23 protein-coding genes are annotated in these 22,009 nt (G+C 55.1%); 18 read left to right on the forward strand and 5 right to left on the reverse strand.

Annotation, left to right across the window (positions count from 1 at the left end):
• Window positions 1–51: 51 nt before the first annotated feature.
• Window positions 52–534: a GNAT family N-acetyltransferase gene (locus DFO52_RS01440; protein WP_029741250.1), complete on the forward strand. Its 483-nt coding sequence runs from the start codon at window positions 52–54 to the stop codon at window positions 532–534.
• Here the strand turns inward: DFO52_RS01440 and DFO52_RS01445 are convergent.
• Window positions 488–1,366 (reverse strand): LysR family transcriptional regulator, encoded by an 879-nt coding sequence (locus tag DFO52_RS01445; RefSeq protein ID WP_029741251.1) that lies wholly within the window; start codon window positions 1,364–1,366, stop codon window positions 488–490. The genes DFO52_RS01440 and DFO52_RS01445 overlap by 47 nt on opposite strands.
• Window positions 1,367–1,464: 98 nt before the next feature.
• On the opposite strand from DFO52_RS01445, the gene sad reads away from it, so the two are divergent.
• The 9 genes from sad (at window position 1,465) to DFO52_RS01490 (ending at window position 11,840) form a co-directional block, all read left to right on the forward strand.
• The gene (gene sad / locus DFO52_RS01450; RefSeq protein ID WP_133548956.1) at window positions 1,465–2,853 is read left to right on the forward strand and encodes a succinate-semialdehyde dehydrogenase; all 1,389 of its coding nucleotides are present in this window, start codon (window positions 1,465–1,467) and stop codon (window positions 2,851–2,853) included.
• 122 nt (window positions 2,854–2,975) lie between these two features.
• Window positions 2,976–4,565: a methyl-accepting chemotaxis protein gene (locus tag DFO52_RS01455; RefSeq protein WP_133548958.1), complete on the forward strand. Its 1,590-nt coding sequence runs from the start codon at window positions 2,976–2,978 to the stop codon at window positions 4,563–4,565.
• A gap of 62 nt (window positions 4,566–4,627) precedes the next feature.
• Window positions 4,628–5,554 (forward strand): glutaminase B, encoded by a 927-nt coding sequence (glsB, locus tag DFO52_RS01460; RefSeq protein WP_023311792.1) that lies wholly within the window; start codon window positions 4,628–4,630, stop codon window positions 5,552–5,554.
• The gene (locus DFO52_RS01465; RefSeq protein WP_133548960.1) at window positions 5,554–5,910 is read left to right on the forward strand and encodes a DUF4186 domain-containing protein; all 357 of its coding nucleotides are present in this window, start codon (window positions 5,554–5,556) and stop codon (window positions 5,908–5,910) included. Before glsB ends, DFO52_RS01465 begins: the two co-directional genes overlap by 1 nt.
• A 113-nt stretch (window positions 5,911–6,023) precedes the next feature.
• On the forward strand, window positions 6,024–7,463 hold the full coding sequence (locus DFO52_RS01470; RefSeq protein ID WP_133548962.1) for a GGDEF domain-containing protein: 1,440 nt from the start codon (window positions 6,024–6,026) through the stop codon (window positions 7,461–7,463).
• A gap of 119 nt (window positions 7,464–7,582) precedes the next feature.
• Window positions 7,583–8,548 carry a sensor domain-containing diguanylate cyclase gene (locus DFO52_RS01475; RefSeq protein ID WP_047647722.1) on the forward strand — a complete coding sequence of 322 codons (966 nt, stop codon included), beginning with the start codon at window positions 7,583–7,585 and terminating at the stop codon, window positions 8,546–8,548.
• 82 nt (window positions 8,549–8,630) lie between these two features.
• Window positions 8,631–9,158, forward strand: a complete 528-nt coding sequence (locus DFO52_RS01480) for a GNAT family N-acetyltransferase (protein WP_133548964.1) — start codon at window positions 8,631–8,633, stop codon at window positions 9,156–9,158.
• 116 nt (window positions 9,159–9,274) lie between these two features.
• The gene (locus DFO52_RS01485) at window positions 9,275–10,726 is read left to right on the forward strand and encodes a tagaturonate reductase (protein ID WP_133548966.1); all 1,452 of its coding nucleotides are present in this window, start codon (window positions 9,275–9,277) and stop codon (window positions 10,724–10,726) included.
• A gap of 199 nt (window positions 10,727–10,925) precedes the next feature.
• Window positions 10,926–11,840, forward strand: a complete 915-nt coding sequence (locus tag DFO52_RS01490; RefSeq protein ID WP_133548968.1) for a bestrophin family protein — start codon at window positions 10,926–10,928, stop codon at window positions 11,838–11,840.
• Here the strand turns inward: DFO52_RS01490 and DFO52_RS01495 are convergent.
• The gene (locus DFO52_RS01495) at window positions 11,828–12,376 is read right to left on the reverse strand and encodes a GNAT family N-acetyltransferase (protein ID WP_133548970.1); all 549 of its coding nucleotides are present in this window, start codon (window positions 12,374–12,376) and stop codon (window positions 11,828–11,830) included. The genes DFO52_RS01490 and DFO52_RS01495 overlap by 13 nt on opposite strands.
• A 134-nt stretch (window positions 12,377–12,510) precedes the next feature.
• Between DFO52_RS01495 and DFO52_RS01500 the strand changes: the two genes are divergently transcribed.
• The 7 genes from DFO52_RS01500 (at window position 12,511) to DFO52_RS01530 (ending at window position 18,582) form a co-directional block, all read left to right on the forward strand.
• Entirely contained in the window at window positions 12,511–13,098 is a 588-nt protein-coding gene (locus DFO52_RS01500; RefSeq protein WP_133548972.1) for a hypothetical protein, read from the forward strand.
• Between the two features lie 9 nt (window positions 13,099–13,107).
• Window positions 13,108–13,578, forward strand: a complete 471-nt coding sequence (locus DFO52_RS01505) for a GNAT family N-acetyltransferase (protein WP_133548974.1) — start codon at window positions 13,108–13,110, stop codon at window positions 13,576–13,578.
• Window positions 13,579–13,590: 12 nt separating this feature from the next.
• Entirely contained in the window at window positions 13,591–14,031 is a 441-nt protein-coding gene (locus tag DFO52_RS01510) for a GNAT family N-acetyltransferase (RefSeq protein ID WP_133548976.1), read from the forward strand.
• Between the two features lie 145 nt (window positions 14,032–14,176).
• Window positions 14,177–15,172, forward strand: coding sequence for an alpha/beta hydrolase (locus DFO52_RS01515; protein ID WP_133548978.1), 996 nt, complete (start codon window positions 14,177–14,179; stop codon window positions 15,170–15,172).
• 44 nt (window positions 15,173–15,216) lie between these two features.
• Complete coding sequence (locus DFO52_RS01520) at window positions 15,217–15,957, forward strand: response regulator (protein ID WP_023311803.1); 741 nt, start codon at window positions 15,217–15,219, stop codon at window positions 15,955–15,957.
• Window positions 15,954–17,252 (forward strand): ATP-binding protein, encoded by a 1,299-nt coding sequence (locus tag DFO52_RS01525; protein WP_133548980.1) that lies wholly within the window; start codon window positions 15,954–15,956, stop codon window positions 17,250–17,252. Before DFO52_RS01520 ends, DFO52_RS01525 begins: the two co-directional genes overlap by 4 nt.
• 139 nt (window positions 17,253–17,391) lie before the next feature.
• Window positions 17,392–18,582 carry a cytochrome c biogenesis protein/redoxin gene (locus tag DFO52_RS01530; protein ID WP_133548982.1) on the forward strand — a complete coding sequence of 397 codons (1,191 nt, stop codon included), beginning with the start codon at window positions 17,392–17,394 and terminating at the stop codon, window positions 18,580–18,582.
• 4 nt (window positions 18,583–18,586) lie between these two features.
• Here DFO52_RS01530 and tam read toward each other — a convergent pair whose 3' ends face one another.
• Complete coding sequence (tam, locus tag DFO52_RS01535) at window positions 18,587–19,345, reverse strand: trans-aconitate 2-methyltransferase (protein ID WP_029741268.1); 759 nt, start codon at window positions 19,343–19,345, stop codon at window positions 18,587–18,589.
• 384 nt (window positions 19,346–19,729) lie between these two features.
• Here tam and DFO52_RS01540 point away from each other — a divergent pair, with 384 nt between their 5' ends.
• A complete protein-coding gene (locus DFO52_RS01540; RefSeq protein ID WP_133548984.1) occupies window positions 19,730–20,368 on the forward strand; it encodes an acyl-homoserine-lactone synthase in 639 nt (212 codons plus the stop codon).
• A gap of 14 nt (window positions 20,369–20,382) precedes the next feature.
• On the opposite strand, the gene DFO52_RS01545 is transcribed toward DFO52_RS01540, so the two are convergent.
• Both DFO52_RS01545 and DFO52_RS01550 read right to left on the reverse strand, forming a co-directional pair.
• On the reverse strand, window positions 20,383–21,075 hold the full coding sequence (locus tag DFO52_RS01545; RefSeq protein ID WP_029741270.1) for a LuxR family transcriptional regulator: 693 nt from the start codon (window positions 21,073–21,075) through the stop codon (window positions 20,383–20,385).
• A gap of 302 nt (window positions 21,076–21,377) precedes the next feature.
• Window positions 21,378–21,962 (reverse strand): NUDIX domain-containing protein, encoded by a 585-nt coding sequence (locus tag DFO52_RS01550; protein ID WP_133548986.1) that lies wholly within the window; start codon window positions 21,960–21,962, stop codon window positions 21,378–21,380.
• Window positions 21,963–22,009: the final 47 nt, after the last annotated feature.

The following is a 22,009-nucleotide window of genomic DNA, read 5'->3' on the forward strand; positions in this document are numbered from 1 at the left end:
CACCCCGGCAGGCCTGAGCTATGTTGATATAAAAACAGCAAGGAGCCTGCCATGTATTCCATTACCTCTGAATCTGCACGTCATCCGGACATTCTCAACCTGATCGCGGCGCTTGACCGCTATCAGAGCGAGCTCTATCCCGCCGAAAGCAATCATCTTCTCGACCTGTCCGCGCTGCCGGAAGCTTCGCTGATCCTGATGGTCATTCGTGACCAGCAGCTGCACGCCGTGGGCTGCGGAGCCATCGTGCTCAACGGTGACGGAACGGGGGAGATGAAGCGGGTCTATATCGATCCGGCCCATCGGGGGCAGCATCTCGGCGAGACGCTGCTGGCCGCCCTGGAAGATGAGGCCCTGAGCCGTCACTGCCACACGGTGCGACTGGAGACGGGCATCAAACAGCGCGCCGCGGTTCGTCTGTATGAGCAGTGCGGGTACGATTTGCGTCCGGCGTTTGCCCCGTACGCTGACGATCCGCTCAGCCTGTTTATGGAGAAGGCGCTGGTTGAAGACGTTCGTTTAGCAGCGCTATAAAGGCTTCCAGCTGGCGGGTCATCGCCCCGCGCCGCCACACCAGCCAGGTCGTGAGCCAGCGCCAGTTTTCCGCCAGCGGCCAGGCTTCAACCTGATGATGTCCCGGCATACTCTCCAGCATTGAGCGCGGCATCAGCGCGATACCCGCGCCCGCAATGACGCAGGCGAGCATGCCGTGATAGGACTCCATCTCATGAATGCGGCCGGGCGTGGCTCTGTCCGCATGAAACCAGCTTTCCAGATGTCGACGGTACGAGCAGTTCGCGCGAAAGGCATAAACGTCGCTGCCGCTGACCTGTGTGGCGCGCGTCACCTCCGCATGCCCGGCAGGCGTGACCAGCATCATCTCTTCCCTGTAGACCGGCATGCCCTCCAGCTCCGGGTGCGACAGTGGCCCGTCGACAAAGGCGGCGCTTAGCGTTCCCTCCTGTACGCCATCAATCATCGTCCCGGATGGCCCGGTAGAAAGGGCAAACTGGATGCGCGGATAGCGCTGGTTAAACTGCGCCAGCGTTTCAGGAATGCGCACCGCGGCGGTGCTTTCCAGCGCGCCGAGGGCAAATAACCCCTGCGGCTCATCACCCGCGACGACCATGCGCGCTTCGTCCACCAGGGCGAGGATCTGCCTGCTGTAGCGCAGGAAGTTATGCCCGGCGGGGGATAGGCGCAAACGCTGGTTCTCACGAATAAACAGCTCAACGCCAAGATCGGCTTCCAGCTGGCGGATGCGGGTCGTCAGGTTGGACGGCACGCGATGCACCTTCTGCGCCGCCTGGGTGATGCTGCCCGTCAGCGCGACGGCGTTAAACATTTCAAGCTGGGTTAAGTCCATAGCATTCTCGTTTCGTGAATAAGGTGGTTAGTATTATTCATTTTTAAGAAATAGCAGAGTGAGCCACAATCAATCAACCGAAATGCGTGGAGAACATCATGAAATATTCATCTGCTACACATGCCCTGTCCGTTAACCCGGCAACGGGGGAAACCCTCGGTGCCTTCGCCTGGGCGACGCCGGAAGAGGTTGAACGCGCGATTTCTCAGTCTGACGCGGGGTATCGCCAGTGGCGACGCGAAAGCGTGTCCCACCGGGCGCAGAAGCTGCGGGATCTCGGCGCAGCGCTGCGAAACCGCGCAGAAGAGATGGCGCAGACCATCTCCCGTGAAATGGGAAAACCCATCCTGCAGGCGCGGGCGGAAGTGACAAAATCCGCCGGTCTGTGCGACTGGTATGCCGAGCACGGCCCGGCGATGCTGCGTGCGGAACCCACGCTGGTGGAAAACCATAACGCGGTCATTGAATACCGTCCGCTGGGGCCTATTCTCGCGGTAATGCCATGGAACTTCCCGCTCTGGCAGGTGCTGCGCGGCGCGGTACCCATTCTGCTGGCAGGTAACAGCTATCTGCTGAAACATGCGCCAAACGTGCTCGGTTCTGCGGATCTTATTGCACAGATCTTTGCGGATGCCGGTTTCCCTGAAGGCGTATTCGGCTGGGTGAACGCCACCAATGACGGCGTAAGCCAGGCGATTAACGATCGTCGTATTGCGGCGGTGACCGTCACCGGCAGCGTGCGTGCCGGTGCGGCCATTGGCGCGCAGGCAGGAGCCGCGCTGAAAAAATGCGTTCTTGAGCTGGGTGGCTCCGACCCGTTTATAGTACTTAACGATGCCGACCTGGATCTTGCCGTGAAGGCGGCGGTTGCAGGTCGCTACCAGAATACCGGGCAGGTGTGCGCGGCGGCCAAACGTTTTATCGTTGAGGAGGGGATCGCAGAGACCTTTACCCGCCGCTTCGTTGACGCCGTCGCCGCGTTAAAGATGGGCGCGCCGGAAGAAGAAGATAACTATCTGGGCCCGATGGCGCGTTTTGACCTGCGCGATGAGCTGCATCAGCAGGTGCAGGCCACCCTGGCCGAAGGGGCAACGCTGCTGCTGGGCGGAGAGAAAATCAGCGGAGAGGGTAATTACTACGCGCCAACCGTGCTGTCGAACGTTACCCCGTCGATGACGGCGTTCCGCCAGGAACTGTTTGGTCCGGTCGCGGCCGTGACTGTTGCGAAAGACGCGGCGCATGCCCTGACGCTTGCCAACGACAGCGACTTTGGCCTGTCCGCCACCGTCTTTACCGCTGACGCGGCGCTGGCGGATAAATTCTCCCGCGAACTGGAGTGCGGCGGCGTGTTTATCAACGGCTTTAGCGCCAGCGACGCGCGCGTGCCCTTCGGCGGCGTGAAGAAAAGCGGCTTTGGTCGCGAGCTTTCCCATTTTGGCCTGCACGAGTTCTGCAACGTGCAAACGGTCTGGAAGGATCGCGTGTAATTTATCGCCCGCCTGTGATTTCGGCCCTCATCACGAGGGCCGCTGTCATTTATCTGCAATGGTTCTGTCATTTTCATTTCGTAGACTCGCACGCGTCTAATGCATTGTTAATGAAGATAATTATGAACCTAACGCAAATTTTTCGCCGTATTGCGCAGCGTCTCACCCCTCGTCACTTTGGCCTGCTGACGGGTATCTTTTGCATTATTGGCCTTTTCTCCGCGCTGCAGCTCTCCTCCTCATTCCTGCTTAACGCCTCCCTGAACGACGCCCAGCGCAACGAGCAGCAAAACCTGCTGGCCTGGCAGCAGCAGAGCAAGCTGGATCTGGCCCGCGTTTCCCTGCTGGCGGCAAGCGACCTGCTTAACCGCTCCGGCGTCTGGTTTATGCAGGATAAAGAGACCGGCTCCGACGGGAGCTGGCACAGCCTGATGGACGATGCGCAAAAGGCGCTGGCGGTTTCTCAGCAGGCGTGGAAGGCCTGGCTGGCGCTCAATCCGCCGAAAGACGATGCCCTGGTGAACAGCTATCAGCTTTTCTACGACGCGATCAAAGAGCAGGCAGACGGTCTAATCAAGACAAATACCATCGACGCTTTTTTTGCCGTACCGGCTCAGGCGTTTCAGTCTGATTTTAACGACAACTATGCGCGCTATCAGCAGGCAAGCGAGAAGCAGGCCATGCAGGGACGTCAGAGCTTAATGGCGCAGCTCTCCGGCCTGCAAACGTTGTTCCTGTTTGCGCCGGTGCTGTTGCTTGCCATCGCGATTGTTGTCTGGTTCGGCATGTCCAGATGGGTGATTACGCCGCTGCGTCGATTGATTGCGCATATTAACCGGCTGGCGGCAGGGGATCTCTCCGGCACGCCGCCGAAGGTCATGCGCTTCAACCGGGAGATAGGTCAGCTTAGCGACAGTATTGCGACGATGCAGCACGGTCTGCAGCAGCTGGTGACGCAGGTCAGCCATGCCACCGCAACGATGGTGGAGAACATTGACTCCCTTGCGGAGGGTAACCAGAAGCTGTATCAGCAGTCAGCGCGCCAGGCGAAAGAGCTTGAGGATGTGACGGCGCATATCGCGGCGCTGGAAAGCCATGTGGAAGGGAATACCGGCTATGCCAGGCTCGCCAGCTCGAGGGCCGATGAAGCGCGGCATGCGGCCGCGGGCGGCGACCGGATGATGTCGACCGTGAATGCGTCCATGCAGGCGATCGTCGACCGATCTTCTGAGATGCGCGGGATCGTGGCGATGATCGACAGCGTGGCGTTTCAGACCAACATCCTGGCGCTGAATGCCGCCATCGAGGCGGCCCATGCCGGAAACCAGGGGCGCGGCTTTGCCGTCGTCGCCAGGGAAGTCGGGCTTTTGGCCCGAAAAAGCAGCCACTCGACGCAGACCATTCAGGAACTTATTAACCGCTCGCTGCAGGGCATTGAAGACGGTTCCCGCGCGGTTAACCTGATGGAAGAGAATTTGCAGCAGGTCACCGGTCTGGTGGGCAATTTAAGCAGTTTGCTTAATGAGATCTCAACCGCCACGCTCAGCCAGGGAGACAGTATTCACCAGATGACGCGCCAGCTTCAGGCGCTGAATCAGGTCTCCCGTCAGACGGACCTGCTGGTCTCAGACGCCTCGGATGCCTCTGAGCGGCTGCAAAAGCAATCCGATCTTTTATTGCAGGCCGTTTCGCGTTTTCGTCTTAGCGCCTGACGCAATACATAAGCCTCTGTTATACTCGCAGCCCGTTTTAGCCTGAGGGCAAGGAGCAAAGTGTGGCTGCGGTCATCCATAATGAGATGTTGGACGAGATTCTGGCGCAGGTTCGTCCGTTAATTGGAAAGGGGAAGGTTGCCGACTATATTCCGGCCCTTGCCTCGGTGAGCGGGAATAAGCTGGGGATTGCTATCTGTACCATTGACGGACAGCGATACCAGGCAGGCGATGCGACTGAGCGTTTTTCCATTCAGTCCATTTCAAAAGTGCTGAGTCTGGTTGCGGCGATGCGCCAGTATGAAGAAGAAGAGATCTGGCAGCGTGTCGGTAAAGATCCTTCCGGCCAGCCTTTTAACTCGCTGCTTCAGCTCGAGATTGAGCAGGGTAAACCGCGAAATCCCTTTATCAATGCCGGGGCGCTGGTGGTCTGCGATATGCTGCAAAGTCGCCTCAGCGCACCGCGCCAGCGAATGCTGGAGATTGTTCGCCAGCTCTCTGGCGTTGACGATATTGCCTATGATGCGGTGGTGGCACGCTCGGAGTTTGAACATTCCGCCCGTAACGCGGCTATCGCGTGGCTGATGAAATCCTTCGGTAATTTCCACAACGACGTGGCGACCGTGCTGCAAAACTACTTCCATTACTGCGCCCTGAAAATGAGCTGCGTTGAGCTGGCTCAGACGTTCCTGTTCCTTGCACACCAGGGGCACGCGCCGCATCTCGATCAGGAGGTCGTTTCTCCGCTTCAGGCTCGGCAGGTTAACGCGCTGATGGCCACCAGCGGGATGTATCAAAACGCCGGTGAGTTTGCCTGGCGCGTTGGGCTTCCGGCTAAATCTGGCGTTGGCGGCGGGGTCGTGGCGATTGTGCCGCATGAAATGGCGATAGCCGTCTGGAGCCCGGAACTGGATGAAACGGGAAATTCGCTTGCCGGCGTGGCGGTTCTGGAGAAACTGACCCAGCGCCTGGGACGTTCCGTATACTGATGTCCGATCTGGATCCTCTCTTTTCCCGCCTGGCGCGATCGACATTTCGCTCGCGCTTTCGCTTAGGCGATAAGGAACGACAGTACTGCTGGGACAAAGGCCCCGAAACCATTGACCGGCACACCGCGGATTTTGTCGAAAAGCGCCTTGCGCCCGCGCACCCCGCCAACGACGGTAAACAGACGCCCATGCGCGGTCATCCGGTGTTTATCGCCCAGCATGCCACCGCTACCTGTTGTCGGGGCTGTCTGGCAAAATGGCATAATATTCCACAGGGCGTAACGCTCACGGCGCCGCAACAAAATTATATCGTCAGCGTCATCCACCACTGGCTGGTGCTGCAGATGAACGCCTAAATTTGACGAGTTATGCTCCCGTGGTATTTGTGTTATAGATGCATCCCAAGTTAGTCCCGATCATGCTGACGACCGCAATAATTGCCATAAGCTTTCATATGGAATGATATTTAATGCGTTCTGCTCTTACCGCTTTCAGGCCGTTCCAGGTTGACACGCCGCTGCGAAATGCAGCGACGATCTTCATCCTCACCACCTTATTCTATTTTGTGGGCGCGGAATTACGGCTCGTTGAGGCCCTGTCGCTGTTCTGGCCGCTGAATGGCGTCATGGCAGGGATCTTCGCCCGCTATGTTTACCTGAATCGCCTGCATTACTACGCGGTATGTTATGTCGCGATGCTGTTGTACGACGCGGTAACGACCAACTGGGGTATGGCCTCCGTGGTGATCAACCTGTCAAACATGATCTTTATCGTCGCCGTCGCCGTGCTGGTCCAGCGCGACAAGCGGCTGATGAAGAAAACCCCCGATCCGCTTAACGCGCTACGCCTGTTTAACTACTGTCTGATTGCCGCGCTGCTTTGCGCCTTGCTCGGCGCGGTAGGGTCGGTCGGGATTGACAGTCATACCTTCTGGCCGCTGTTTGCCGACTGGTTTAGCGAGCAGTTCTCAACCGGCGTGCTTGTTGTGCCCTGTATGCTCACGTTACGTATGCCCGGGCGTGAGCTCAGGCTACGTCTGGAGCAGCTGCTGCCGGTAATTGCGCTGATCGTCTCGGTGATCGCGTCGGTGGTGATTGGCGGCGCGGGGAGCCTCTCGTTTCCTCTGCCCGCGCTTATCTGGTGTGCGGTTCGTTACTCGTTGCCTGCGACCTGTCTGCTGACGTTTATCACGGGCGCCACTGAAATTATTCTGGTCGCCAACTCGATTATTAATATTGCCGTGGCGACGCCGTTTACGACGCCAATGATGTTTTCAGCCCGGCTGGGGATCGCCACGATGGCGATCTGCCCGGTGATGGTATCCGTCAGCATGGCGGCGATTAATTCCCTGATCCGCCAGGTTTCACTGAGGGCGGATTATGACTTTCTAACGCACGTCTACTCGCGTTCCGGGCTTTATGAGGCGTTAAAGCATGAAGAGACGTACCGGCACACGCGTTTTCTGACCGTCATGCTGCTGGATATTGATTATTTCAAAAGCATTAATGATAACTACGGCCACGAGTGCGGAGACCGCGTGCTGGCGTCGTTTGCCCGACAGGTGCAGCAGGTCGTCGGGGAAGACGGCATGGTGGCGCGCATGGGCGGGGAAGAGTTCGCCGTGGTGGTCAATTCAGGCGACGCGCAGCACGGTTTTGAACTGGCTGAACGTATCCGATCCAACGTTGCCAGCCATCCTTTTACATGGCGTCACCAGACGCTCTATCTGACGGTCAGCATTGGCCTCGGCAGCGGAAAGGCCGAGTCCTGGCAGTTGACCGAGGTCTTCAACAAGCTCATGGCCGAAGCGGACGATCATCTCTATCGTTCAAAAAAAGCGGGTCGAAACCGTACCAGCGCCCGGGTGGCGGACGAGCAACTTGCCGCGCCCTCCGGGAGTGAAACATAGCTGCGTTAATCGTCATAAGGCATTGACGTGAATAGTAAGCGGCTTAACAGGCTGTCAGAACACTGACAATGTCTCTGTTTAAGCTACGCTTTTAGTAACGCTTTACGTCAGGAGACATTATGAAAGCACCTGCAACCCCTGAAAATGAAACAGACAGACTCAACTCGCTACGAGAATCAGGCCTGCTTGATATCGACAGCTCCCCGGCGTTTGACCGCTTAACGCGTCTGGCAAAACGCTTCTTCCAGGTGCCGCTGGCGATGGTCAATCTCATTGATGAGCATTCGCTGATCGTTAAGTCGGCCGACGGCCAGGCGCCCGGCAGCGTTCCGCGCAATATCTCATTTTGTGGCCATACGATCCTCACCGAAGCGCCGCTGGTGGTGGGGGATATGCTGCAGGACGATCGCTTTGCGGATAACCCGCTGGTGGCCGGTGAGCCTCGCGTGCGCTTTTACGCGGGCTTCCCGCTGCGCCTGCGCGACGGCGCAAGCGTTGGCTCGCTGTGCCTGATTGATTACGCTCCCCGCGAGTTTTCTGCCGCCGACCTCGCCGTGCTGGGAGATCTTGGCGCGCTGGCAGAGGATGAATTTGCTGCCATCAGCGCGGCGACTACGGATGAATTAACCGGGTTATTCAACCGTCGGGGCTTTAATCAGCTCGTGCGGTTCACGCTTTCCGTTGCCCGGCGTCGCGCTGAGCCGCTGACGCTCGGCTGGCTGGATTTGGATCGCTTTAAGGAAATTAACGATCGCTTCGGGCATGAAGAGGGGGATAAGGCGCTGAAAGCGATGGCGCAGCTGATGCGCGCCTCTTTCCGTGAAGCGGATCTGCTGGTGCGTTTTGGCGGGGACGAGTTCGCCGTGCTGTTCGCGGATACGGATGAGCAGGGCGCCTGGATTGCCATGCAGTATCTTGCCGAGCAGGTCGAAAGCTATAACGCCCGGAAGCTTCACCCCTGGTCGCTCCATTTCTCGTGGGGGCTAAGTGAATTCGATCATAACGGCAACGACCTGCAGCAGTGGTTAAAAGAGGCCGATGAAAAAATGTATGCCATGAAACAGCAGCGCCAGCGCGCCCGGTAACATAACAAAAGCGTATGTCCGATCCGTTTGCGTTAAGAAGATGTTAAATGCACAGTGACGGTATTCAACGTAAGGAAAAACAATGAATACCTCACTGCAAATCAAAAACCTCACCCGAGACGACATTCTCACCCACCTTGATGCGCTGGCCGGGATCCTCGAAAACTGTGTGAACGGCGGGGCATCCGTCAGCTTTATGCTTCCCTTTAGTCTGGATAAGGCTCGTTCGTTCTGGCGCGGCATCGCTGAAAGCGTAGGGCGCAACGAGCGCCTCGTGCTGGCCAGTATCGACCCGCAGGACGGCGTCATCGGAACGGTGCAGCTGATCGTCGACCAGCCGGAAAACCAGCCGCATCGAGCCGATGTGGCGAAGCTGCTGGTTCACGAGAAAGCGCGGCGCAAAGGTGCCGCGATGGCATTGATGGAAGCGCTTGAAGCGGAGGCGCGGGCCAGAGATATTTCGGTTCTGGTGCTCGATACCTCCACCGGCAGCGGCGCCGAGACGTTCTACCAGCGTGCCGGCTGGCAAAAGGTAGGGGAGATCCCACGCTATGCCCTGATGCCGGACGGCACCATGACGGCCACGTCCGTGTTCTATAAGTTCTTATGATTATTTTGTACAACTACGCCGTGGATTGATCAAAACAGGGTATCTGGTCGTTAAGTTTTGATAAGTTATCGTACCAATCTTATCATGCTGTATGACTAATCATAAAAGGAATCCCTGTGAACACGCTCAACCGTCGTGATTTTCCCGGTGTTCAATACCCGGAACGCATTATTCAGTTTGGTGAAGGCAACTTCCTGCGTGCGTTTGTCGACTGGCAAATTGACCTGCTAAATGAAAATACCGATCTTAACGCCGGAGTGGTTATCGTCCGTCCTATTCAGAGCGACTTCCCGCCGTCGCTGAACACTCAGGATGGTCTCTATACCACTATCATTCGCGGCCTGAACGGGCAGGATGAAGCGGTAAGTGAGAGCCGTCTTATCCGCTCGGTTAACCGGGAGATCGACGTCTACAGCCAGTATGATGCGTTCCTGAAACTGGCGCACAATCCGGATATGCGCTTTGTTTTCTCGAACACCACCGAAGCGGGTATCAGCTACCACGCGGGTGACCAATTCGACGATGCCCCTGCGGTGAGCTACCCGGCGAAGCTGACGCGACTGCTGTTTGAGCGCTTCAGCCACTTCAACGGTGCAGCGGATAAAGGCTGGATCATCATTCCGTGCGAACTGATTGACTACAACGGTGATGCGCTGCGTGAACTTGTCCTGCGCTATGCCCGGGAGTGGGCGCTGCCTGCGGCCTTTATCCGGTGGCTAAACGACGCCAACAGCTTCTGCTCGACGCTGGTCGACCGTATCGTGACCGGTTACCCGCGCGACGAAGCGGCCACGCTTGAAGCTGAGCTGGGCTATCACGATGGATTCCTGGATACGGCTGAACATTTCTATCTGTTCGTTATCCAGGGGCCGGCATCCCTTGCTCAGGAACTCCGCCTGGATAAGTACCCGTTGAATGTGCTGATTGTCGACGACATCAGGCCTTACAAAGAGCGCAAAGTCGCTATCCTGAACGGCGCACACACTGCGCTGGTGCCGGTGGCATTCCAGGCCGGGCTGGATACGGTGGGCGAGGCGATGAATGATGCAGAGATCTGCGCATTCGTCGAAAAAGCAATTTATCAGGAGATCATTCCGGTCCTCGATCTGCCGCGTGACGAGCTGGAATCTTTCGCCAGTGCGGTAACAGGGCGTTTTCGTAATCCCTACATCCGACACCAGCTGCTTTCCATTGCGCTCAACGGCATGACCAAATATCGCACCCGCATCCTGCCGCAGCTGCTGGCAGGGCAGAACGCAAGCGGACAATTGCCTGCACGTCTGACGTTCGCTCTGGCTGCACTGATAGCGTTTTATCGCGGGGAACGTAACGGGGAAAACTATCCGGTGCAGGATGATGCCTTCTGGCTGGAACGTTATCAGCAGCTGTGGGCACAGCATCGCGACCAGCAGTTGAGCACCCGTGAGCTGGTGCAATCCGTACTGAGCGTGAGCGAGCACTGGGAACAGGATCTCACGCAGGTCTCCGGGCTTGTCGACCAGGTCACCCTGGATCTTGACGCCATTCTCCTGAAGGGAATGCGCGCAGCGGTGAAACCCCTTTGCTAATGACGTCACCCGGCTTCGGCCGGGTTTAATTACATCTTAATTTAGTTACAACATACTATTTGCTCTTTTTTAAAACCTCATGCAACACCGTGCGGTTATCGCCGGGCAGGTCATAAAATTCAATGTTCCGTTAACATGCTTGCAACGGTGAGGGAGATCACGTTTAATAGCCACGCTCTTTTCCTTCCTGAAATTCACTATGATTGTTCGTCCTAAACAGCACTGGCTACAACTGATTTTTGTCTGGCACGGTTCGGTACTTCCCAAAATTTACACCCGACTGCTGCTCAACTTCCTGCTTTCTATTGCCGTTATCCTGATGCTGCCGTGGTATACCTCGCTGGGCATCAAATTTACCGTGGCGCCATTTAGCATTCTCGGCGTAGCGATCGCTATCTTTCTGGGTTTCAGAAACAACGCCTGTTATTCACGCTACGTTGAGGCTCGCCTGCTGTGGGGGCAGCTGATGATAGCGGCGCGCTCGCTGTTTCGCGAGGTAAAAAACACTTTACCTGACGATAAGCACCTGGGGGAATTTGTCCGCCTGCAGATTGCTTTTGCCAACTGCCTGCGCATGACCCTACGGCGGGAGCTGAACGCCGAGCAACTTTCTCGCTATCTTGCTCCGGATGATTTACGTCACGTGATGAGCGCCAACTCGCCGGCGAACCGTATTTTACTGATCATGGGGGAGTGGCTGGCCGTGCGGCGGCGAAACGGGCAGCTTTCAGACATCCTGTTCCACAGTCTGAACAACCGTCTGAACGATATGTCCATCATCCTTTCCGGGTGCGAGCGCATTGCGACAACGCCGGTGCCGTTTGCGTATACGCTGATTTTGCACCGCACGGTGTATCTGTTCTGCATCATGCTGCCGTTCGCGCTGGTTGTGGATCTGCACTACATGACGCCGTTTGTCTCGGCGCTGATCTCCTACACCTTTATCTCGCTGGACACCCTGGCGGAAGAGCTGGAAGACCCGTTCGGCACAGAGAATAACGATCTGCCGCTGGACGCCATCTGCAACATGATGGAACGCGATCTGCTGCAGATGAACGATGAAGAGAACATTCCGGAAAGGCTGATGCCGGATAAGCATTATCAGCTGACCTGACGGGCGTTCCACTCGTCGCGGGTGATCTCCCACAGTTCGGAATCCAGCATGCCGCTGACGTAGGCTTTCTTTTCTGTCCTGATAAGCCGCATGCCGCTACGGTCTGAAATACGCCGGGAGCGGCTGTTGGCGGCGGCTTTCGGGGCGCGTAATACGGGTTTGTTTAGGGTATTGAACCAGTAATCCGTCGCGGCAATGCTGGCCTCGCGCATGTATCCCTGGCCCTGAAACTCCGGGGCCAACCAGAATCCACGGTTGTTATCTTCGACGTCATACAAACAGATAATACCCATCAACTCATCCGGCACCTCGCGACGGCGGATGCTCCAGAACCAGGCGATCCCTTTTGCCATATCCGGCAGCGCCACGTTGTTGACATAGTTTTCCGCGCCGTTATCCGGGTAGGGCCAGGGCACGGAAGAGACCATATAGCGGACAATCTCCCAGCGCGGATACAGCTTTTGAATCTGGGCCGCATCTTCGGCAACCAGCGGTTTTAGCAGTAGGCGTTCTGTCGTGAACGTCGGTATCGTCATCCGCGGATCTCCATATTTAAGCGTTATACTTTTGTTTGCGTTCTGGTATTTTCATCTCTATCACATTCAGTTGAGGCGCGCTGGGGTTATTACCTACCAGAAATGGGCATCATTTCTTTAATGGCGAAATATTGATGAGTTTTGTGTCTCTTTTAACCGGACGGGTTTTCCAGGAACTCCTGCAGCATGGCAAAGAGATAGAGGAGGCTATTACTCATCGTGATACCCGTCTCTTGAATCATTCCACGCCCGAGCTGGAACGGTATTTTTCGCGTCAACTCAGCGAGCTTCCGCGTCAAAATCCTTATCCGGTAGCGGTGCTTTTACCTCTGTTTTTAGTGGTGTTTGCGTTAAACCTTCTGCCTTTTCTCAGCGCGTTGCAGGGGTTGTCACCTTTACATCATGCATTGAGCTTTTTCGTACCATCATTGACGATGACAGGCGCGCTCATTGTGATAAGCGTACTCCTGGCTCGTGGGAAAACGTCGGGATTGTTGGGGTTTAGGGCGTTGTTCATCATTCTGCTGATAACGACCCTCGTTCAGGTTTTACATTTCCTGCTTTCGCATGACGGAGGCCTTTGGCCGCTGGTCATCGCATCCTTCGCGCTGTTATTTTGTCGGGTGGTGATGAACAGCAGCGGCTTTGTGCTGTTTACGCTCTATTGTCGTACTCAGCGTCTTGCCAGACTGGCACGGGAAATGCGGCTAAAAAGCCGTTAAAGAGGGGTTATGACGTTACGAAAAGCTAAGCCACAGGAAGCCGAAATACTCTGGAACATTCGCAATCAGGCGATTCGTCACGGCTGTAAAACCAGCTACGACGCCGACGTCATTGCGCGCTGGACGCCAGATCTCATGCCTGAACGCTTTCGGCAGACGATCGTTGAATACCCTTTTTATGTGGTGGAAGATGAAAAGGGTGATATTGCGGCAACCGGCTATCTGGATCTGGATACCCACTGCCTGGAGGCGATATTCACCTTGCCCGCGGCGTTCGGTAAAGGCATGGCGACCCGGATAATCGAGACGCTCAAAAGTGAGGCCCGTAGCCGGGGGATAACCCGCCTGAGGCTGGATGCAACGCCTAACGCCCAGCCGTTTTATCATAAGCTGGGGTTTGTGACGCTGCGCGAAACCTATCATCACTCGCGTATGGCAGGTGTTGATTTACGCTGTTTCGAAATGGCGATCGATTTGTAATGTGAGGAACACATGGCTGTCACGGTAAGACCTCTGTACGAAGGCGATTACTCCCGGTGGCGACCGCTTTGGGATGGCTATACCCATTTTTATGATTGCTACCTTGAGGAATCCGTCACCGCATCGACATGGGAAAGGGCGCTCTCTGCGCATTCAACGATGTTCTGCCGGGTGGTCGAGAAGGACCAAAAGGTCATCGGTTTCGCGATGTGCATTCTTCACGAAGGAACCTGGTCAACCGCGCCCATTTGTTATCTGGAAGATCTGTTTGTTGATGCCGACGAACGCGGGGCGGGCGCAGGTAAGGCGCTCATTGATGCTCTGATTGAGGAAGGCAAGCGCGAAGGGTGGTCCAAGCTGTATTGGGTCACCCGGGAAAACAACCCGGCGCGTAAACTCTATGACAAATATGGCGAAGCTGACGATTACGTCCGCTATCGCCTCTCCCTTTAAGGCGACAGCGCCTGTGTTTGTATCACACTGTATCAGCGTCCCGGATACATACACAGGCTTGCAATAAACCCGCTTTCGCACATATCCGCTATACATTGCAGTGTTGTTATATCCCCGTGAATTGTACTCAACCGGAGATACCAACATGTTTAGCAAATTCGCGTACTCAACTCTCGCACTGACCGTTTCTCTTGGCACCGTGATGTCCTGCCAGGCCGAAGCCACCGGCACAAACGTCGCGGCAGCCTTTGATCATCCGCAGCAAATTAACGCCGGCGATCTGAATGTCGGCTATGTCGACATCGGCCCGAAAAACGGTCAGCCGGTTATTTTACTGCACGGCTGGCCGTACGACATTCACAGCTATGCCGACGTCGCCCCCGCGCTGGCGGCAAAAGGCTATCGGGTGATTGTGCCTTCTCTGCGCGGCTACGGCACCACGCGCTTTCTGTCAGCCAAAACGCCGCGCAACGGCCAGCCTTCAGCCATGGCGAAAGATATTGTAAACCTGATGGACGCCCTGAATATTAAGCAGGCGGTATTTGCAGGATATGACTGGGGTGCCCGTACCGCGGATATCGTTGCGGCGCTGTGGCCAGAGCGGGTTAAATCACTGGTATCGGTGAGCGGGTATCTCATCAGCAGCCAGCAGATTGGCAAACAGCCGCTGCCGCCAAAAGCGGAGCAGCAGTGGTGGTATCAGTTCTATTTTGCCACCGCGCGCGGTGCTGAGGGCTATGCCAAAAACACGCATGACTTCGCGCGCTTAATCTGGTCTCAGGCCTCGCCTGACTGGAAATTTAGCGATGCTGTGTTTAACGCCAGCGCCAAATCCCTCGATAACCCGGATCACGTCGCCGTGACGCTCAGCAACTATCGCTGGCGTTTAGGGCTGGAAAAAGGCGAGCGCAAATATGACAGCTACGAGCAAAAACTCGCTACGCTGCCGAATATCACCGTTCCAACGATCACCATCGAAGGCGGGAACAACGGTGCGCCGCATCCGGCACCGCAGGCCTACGCGGGTAAATTTACCGGTAAATATGAGCACCGCACCTTCGGGGCAACCGTGGGGCACAATCCGCCCCAGGAAGATCCGCAGGATTTCGTCAAGGCCGTCGTTGACGCGGACAAGCTCTGAAATGTGCTATTTTCAGTACGTTACCCTTCGGTCTGGAGATTTCGGTGGAGCATATTGATCATATCCTTGTCGTCGATGACGACAGGGATATTCGTGAACTGATTGTCGATTATCTCGGTAAGTCTGGCTATCGCGCGACGGGCGCGGCCAACGGCAAAGAGATGCGCGTCGTGCTGGATAAACAGCATATCGACCTGGTGGTGCTGGATGTCATGATGCCCGGCGACGACGGCCTTACGCTGTGTCGAGAGCTACGCGTCGGTAAATATAAAGATCTGCCCATCCTGATGCTGACGGCCCGCAATGAGGAGACGGACAGGATCCTGGGTCTGGAGATGGGCGCGGATGACTATGTGGTGAAGCCGTTTGTCGCCCGCGAACTGCTGGCGCGTATCAAAGCGATTTTACGACGTTTTCGCACGATGCCGCCCAATCTGCAGGTGACGGAAGCCGGGCGGCTGGTGATGTTCGGTGAATGGCAGCTCGATACCGTTGCCCGCCACTTAATCGATCCGGAAGGGGTGATCGTGGCGCTCAGCGGGGCGGAGTATCGCCTGCTGCGCGTTTTCCTTGATCATCCTCAGCGGGTGTTGACCCGCGATCAGCTGCTCAACCTGACGCAGGGGCGCGACGCCGAGCTGTTTGAGCGTTCTATCGACCTGCTGGTTAGCCGGGTCCGTCAGCGCCTGAACGAAGATGCCCGCACGCCCGCCTATATCAAGACCGTGCGCAGCGAAGGCTACGTTTTTACGATGCCGGTCACCATCAAAGAGGCTAACGAATGACGCTCTGGCCACGCTCGCTGCTGGCCCGCTTGCTGCTCGTCGTGCTGTCCGGCCTGCTGCTGGCTAACGGCCTGAGCCTGACGCTGGTCATGGTTGAACGAATGCACAGCGCCAGAACGGTGATGCTCGGTAACCTGGAAAACGACGTCGCAACCAGCGTCGCCATTTTAGACCGCGTACCGGCCAGCGAACGCGCGGCCTGGCTTCCGCGCCTCGAACGGGGCAATTACCGCTATATTCTGGGGCCGGGAGAGCCCGGCAACGCGCCGACGGATAAGCGTTCGCAGGATGCCATCCGGACCTTAAAAGTGACGCTCGCGACACGGTACCCGCTCAGCTTCACCGCCGTTCCCGGTTCCGTTTCACACATCCAGGCGCATCTGACGCTGCGCGACGGCGCGCCGCTGACCATTGACCTGATCCCGCGCATGCCGCCGGTCGCCAGCTGGCTGCCCGTTGTGCTGATCCTGCAGTTGCTGCTGCTGGCTGCGTGCGCCTGGATTGCCGTGCGGCAAGTAGTGCGGCCTTTTTCACAATTTACCCACGCGGTGGATGCACTGGATCCGGCGGCCAGCACGCCAATGACGGAGAAAGGGCCGCTGGAGGTGCAGCGCGCAGCCCATGCCTTTAACGCAATGCAGACGCGCATTCAGTCTTATCTCAGGGAGCGCGCGCAGATCCTGGCCTCTATTTCTCACGATCTCCAGACGCCGATTACCCGCATGAAGCTGCGCGTAGAGATGGCTGGGGAACCCGAACTTCGCGACAAGCTCCTGAACGATCTTGATAGCATGACGCGTCTTGTTCGCGAGGGCATTGCGTATGCCCGGTCATCAGAATCACTGGAAGAGACCCCGCTGAAGCTGGAGCTGAATGCCTGGGTCAACAGCATCGCCTGCGATTATCAGGACATCGGTAAAAACGTGCAGTTTCAGGCAGGCGAAGCCCGTTTACCGATCGTTACGCGTCCGCAGGCGCTTCGTCGGGTGATGACCAACCTGCTGGATAACGCCCTCAAGTTCGGCGAGCGTGCCGCGATTGCCATAGACGATTCGTCTGACAGCGAGGTAGTTATTCACATTGTGGACGACGGACCGGGGATCCCCGAAGCCGAGCTTGAGGCGGTGTTACAGCCGTTTTATCGGGTTGAAACATCGCGCAACCGCGATACCGGCGGAACAGGACTCGGGCTGGCGATTGCCGCACAGCTTACCGCTCAGCTGGAAGGAAAGCTCAACCTAACGAATCGGACCGAAGGCGGGCTGGACGTCTCCATTACGCTACCGCGCCGTTAGGTAATTGTACGGCTTTGTATCTCCCGGGCAGGGCGATACAGAGCCAGACAAAACCCGCGTTTTTACACATATCCTGAACACATCCGCACGATGAAATAGCCTCACTGCAGCGTCGCAGGACTTGTATTGTGAGGTGTCTATGTTTCTGTTAATCGCTTTTCTGGGCGGGATGATAAGCCTGCTCAGTCCATGTACGCTACCGGTTATCCCGCTCCTGTTCGCTGGTTTTCAGGGGCAGCGACGCCATATTCTGGCCCTGCTCGCGGGGATGATCGTGATGTTCACCCTGGTGGCGATGGTCGTCACCGTCGCCAGCGAGTGGATCGCCGAGGCAACCATCGTTGGGCGCTGGATCGCCCTCGTCATTCTGGCCGCGGCCGCGCTGGCCTTAATTTTTCCGTCATTCGCCCAGCGTATTGCGGGTCCGGCCGTCAGCGCGGGCAATATACTCAACGCCCGAAGCGGGCAAACGCGCGGTATGGCATCGGCTTTTCTGGCCGGGCTTGCGGTGGGGCTGCTCTGGTCTCCCTGCGCCGGACCCATACTGGGCGCCATTTTCAGCATTAATATCGCGGGCCACTCGGCCATTGCGACGGGCGCGCTGCTGGCGGCCTACGGTAGCGGATGCGCGCTGATGCTGAGCCTGCTCGTTTTAGGAGGCCGCACGCTGATGGCGCCGTTAAGAGCAAAATCGGCGCTGATGGAAAGGCTGCGGCAGGGGGCGGGCGTGGTGATGCTGGCGGCAGTCGTATTTAACGCGACAGGAATGACTTCGCTTCTGAAAGGAGCAAACGGCGTTGCGGATCGTCTGGAGAGAACACTTTTGACCCTGGCGAAACCCACAGCCGCGCCGGTGAAGCTCCGGCCGGTCGTGCTGACAGAGCCCAGCAGCCAGTTGCCTTCGTTAAGTGGTGGCACAGGGTGGATTAACGGTGACCCTGTCACGTCTGAATCCCTGCGAGGGAAGGTGGTGTTAATTGATTTCTGGACGTGGGATTGCATTAACTGCCAGCATACGCTTCCCCATGTGAGAGACTGGGCCACGAAGTATCAGTCTCAGGGGCTGGTCGTGATTGGGGTTCACACGCCGGAATATCCCTGGGAAAAGCCGCTTTCGTCGGTAAAAACCGCTGTAGAGAAATGGCAGCTGCCGTACCGGGTGGTGACGGATAACAACTACAAAATCTGGAACGCTTTCGGGAACCAGTACTGGCCAGCGCATTACTATTTTGATGCCAAAGGCCAGCTACGCTATACCGCCTTTGGCGAAGGAGATTATGCGCAGCAGGAAAAGGTCATCCAGCAACTGCTGAAAGAAGCCCGGTCATAACCCGTCAGGGCTGGCGTTGCGCCACGATAAATAGCCGCGGAAAAGCGAGCAGTATCTGCCCATTTTCCTGGAGCGGATACTGCTCTTCCAGAAGTTCATGGTAGCGTTTCAGGAAACGTTTCTGCTCGCTCTCATTCAGTTCCTGGAGCCACGGGCGTAAACCGGTGGCGCTTACCCAGTCAATAATGGCCTGGTGGGAGCTCATTTTATGGAAATAGGTTGTTCGCCAGATATCCACGTCACAGCCGGCCTCCGACAAGATGTCGTAATAGGCATGCACGCCCGGGAGAGGTTCGCGGCCGCGGTCAGGGTAGTCTTGCTCCAGCGCCACTTCGCGCATCGCTACGTGAGTGGGTTCAAGCCAGTTGTCAGGCATCTGGATCGCTAATACGCCGTTAAGCGTGAGCAAAGAAACGAGATGAGGCAGGAGATCGTAGTGGTCAGGAACCCATTGCAGCGAAGCGTTGGCATAAATCAGGCTCAGCGGCTGGCCAGGCTTGTACTGGCGGATATCGGCCTCAACAAAATGGCAGTCAGGCAATGCGGCTCTTGCTTCCTCGAGCATTGCAGGGGAGTTGTCGACCCCGGTAATGTGCGCCAAAGGCCAGCGATGCTTCAACAGCGCGGTGCTGTTTCCCGGCCCGCAGCCTAAATCAGCGATGGTGGAGACCTCATCCAGAGGAATTCTGGCGAGCAGTTCAGCGGCAGGACGCGTTCTTTCCGCGCCGTATTGCAGGTAAAGAGAAGGATTCCAGTCGGCCATTTTGGTTCTCCGTTTAGCATGCTTCTGCAAGAGTAGCACAGCAGTAAGAACAGAGATAATAGGGGAAAAAATAAGAAAAAGGAAAGATTACCCCTTAAATTCTTAAGGGGCAATACTTTAATTGTAATTATTTTATGATTATCGTTTTTTAATATTTTATCGGCTAAGTGCTTCTTACACTCTGTACCCGAAACTATAAATATTAGATAATCATGAATGGATATATCCCTGGTGTTTCGTAGGTCTTTGACCTCCTGGCCACTGAGTTTCACGAGGACTTAGTGGCCGGGTACTTTTTAAGTATAAGGAATACCATGCACAATGAAAGCTGTCCTAAAAGACAGGGGATAATAGTTTCAGGTGTTATTATCAGGAATAAGAGCAATGAATTCTGTTATTGAGTTTTTTTTGCATGATTACGATGATTTACCGTCAGCATTAGCCCGCGAACTCTTCCGACTCAGGAGAAAAACCTTTCGGGACCGACTCGACTGGAAAGTTGAATGCGTGGAAGATATGGAAAAGGATCAATTTGACAACCCAAACACGACATACTTGTTGGGTATGTATGAGGGAGAATTGTTATGCGGCGCACGATTCATTAACGCGACGCATCCGACGATGATAAGCGAAATTTTTCACAATTATTTTACCGAAACCATTATTTTTCCGGCAGATGTTCCCTGCTGTGAAATTAGCCGTTTATTTTTAGATAAAGAAAGACGAGACTCCTCAAGTCTGCAGGGCGTGCCCGCGAGTAAGGCATTGTTTCTTGCGATGAATATTTATTGCATTAACAATAAATATCATGGAATGTACGCAGTAGTCAGTCGTGGTATGTATGCCATTTTTCGTCATGCAAACTGGAAAGTCGAAGTTATTCAACGCGGCGTGTCTGAAAAAGGGGAGGTTATTTACTATATATTTATGCCTGCCAGTATCAGCATTATTGAAGACATTATTAGCAAAGATAAATCCAGTCACTGGCTTCGCGAAATGCTGGAGCATTTACGCCACTTATAACCAGTGGCTGAGGCTCAGTCGTCCAGTAATCGTAGTTCTGTTCCAAGTTTAATTGCGTGCCTGGCATTATTCACACCGAGTTTTTTCATTACATTGCCCATGTGGAATTTAACGGTGCGTTCAGCAATAGACAAAATAACAGAAATTTCTGCGTAGGTTTTCCCGGCGCTGACCCATTTAAGGATTTGTCGCTCACGTGGCGACAGAAAAACATTCTTTTTCTGTTGATGCTGGCTATACAGATTGAGTGTCTTCTGATGCAGTTGAACAAGGAAGCTTAAAAATTGTGGCCGATATTTTTCAATATCAATCCCAGAATGCTTAGGACTGATGACGGATAAGACGACAAGATTATTCAGATAATCATGCAGAGGGAAAGTCTGCCCCTGGTAGATATCATACTGGACGCTTTCGTTGAAAATACGCGTCAGGTTATATCCATCAGACAGGATGACATCACTTTCCCAGAAAAAATCCTCAACACAGCGCAAAGCCCGAATGATAACAGGGTCAATGAACTGATATTTCCTGTCGAGGTAGATATCAAACCACTCGGGGCTGTTATTGATTATCCGCATCTGTGAAGGATCTTTCTTGTTCATAATGGCGTAGGCGAAGACGATCCCTTTGAAGTCCTCAAAAAACGCGTCCAGCTCACTCTGAATTAGCGTATTGATCGTTATGTCGTTGTAATATGTATCCTTCACGTGAGTTGCTTGCCTCCTGTTCGAGTGGAGGAGCAAGTATAATATGCTTCGTTATCTGTAGCGAGTCGCATTTTAATCCAGTCAACAGATAAGACAGGCTACCTAAGCGGGTAGCCTGTCGAACGTTTGGCATTTCTAAATGGCAAATGCAGATGACTCAGCGAATTGTTGACGATTTTGTCGAATCCCGAAATAGTTCACTAAATATAGTAGGCTGCGAAATTTAGGAGGTTTTCCGCTTTACATTCGAGTATCGGACAAGCGTACCGAAGCTGATTCTCATCAGGATTTTAACCCGCAGGCTACATAATGCCTTTAAGAGCAATATGATAAAGCAGCATAATGGTTTTACCGTCGACAATCTTGCCTGTTTCAATGCCGCATAATGCCTCTTCAAGCGTCATTTCCAGCACGTCGATATCTTCTCCTTCAGCCTTGATCCCGCCGCCTTCGCCGGTTCTGTCTTTCGGCTGGTACTCGGCAAGATAAAAATAGAGTTTTTCCGTAACGGAGCCTGGACTCATATAGGCTTCAAAGATTTTCTGCACGCTCGAAACCTGAAATCCTGTCTCTTCTTCCGCTTCTGCTTTTATGCGGCTTTCGGGATCCATGTTGTCCAGCAGTCCCGCCGCGGCTTCAATTAAATCGTCCTCATGACCGTTGATAAAGACAGGGAAGCGGAACTGGCGCGTCAGGATCACCGTTTTTTTCTCACGGTTGTAGAGAAGAATAGTCGCGCCGTTGCCACGGTCGTAGACCTCTCGTTGCTGTCGTTGCCATTCACCGTCACGGCGCTGCAGGTCGAAGGTGTATTTTTTAAGGTTGTACCAGTTATCTGACAGGGTTTCACTGTCAATGATGCGCACATCTGCACGTTTTGATTGCACGTTTGTTCCTCCTTACGTAGAGTAATTATCATAAACAGCATTATCGT

The sequence above is a fragment of the Enterobacter sp. AG326 genome (assembly GCF_004362415.1).
Taxonomy (GTDB): Bacteria; Pseudomonadota; Gammaproteobacteria; order Enterobacterales; family Enterobacteriaceae; genus Enterobacter; species Enterobacter asburiae.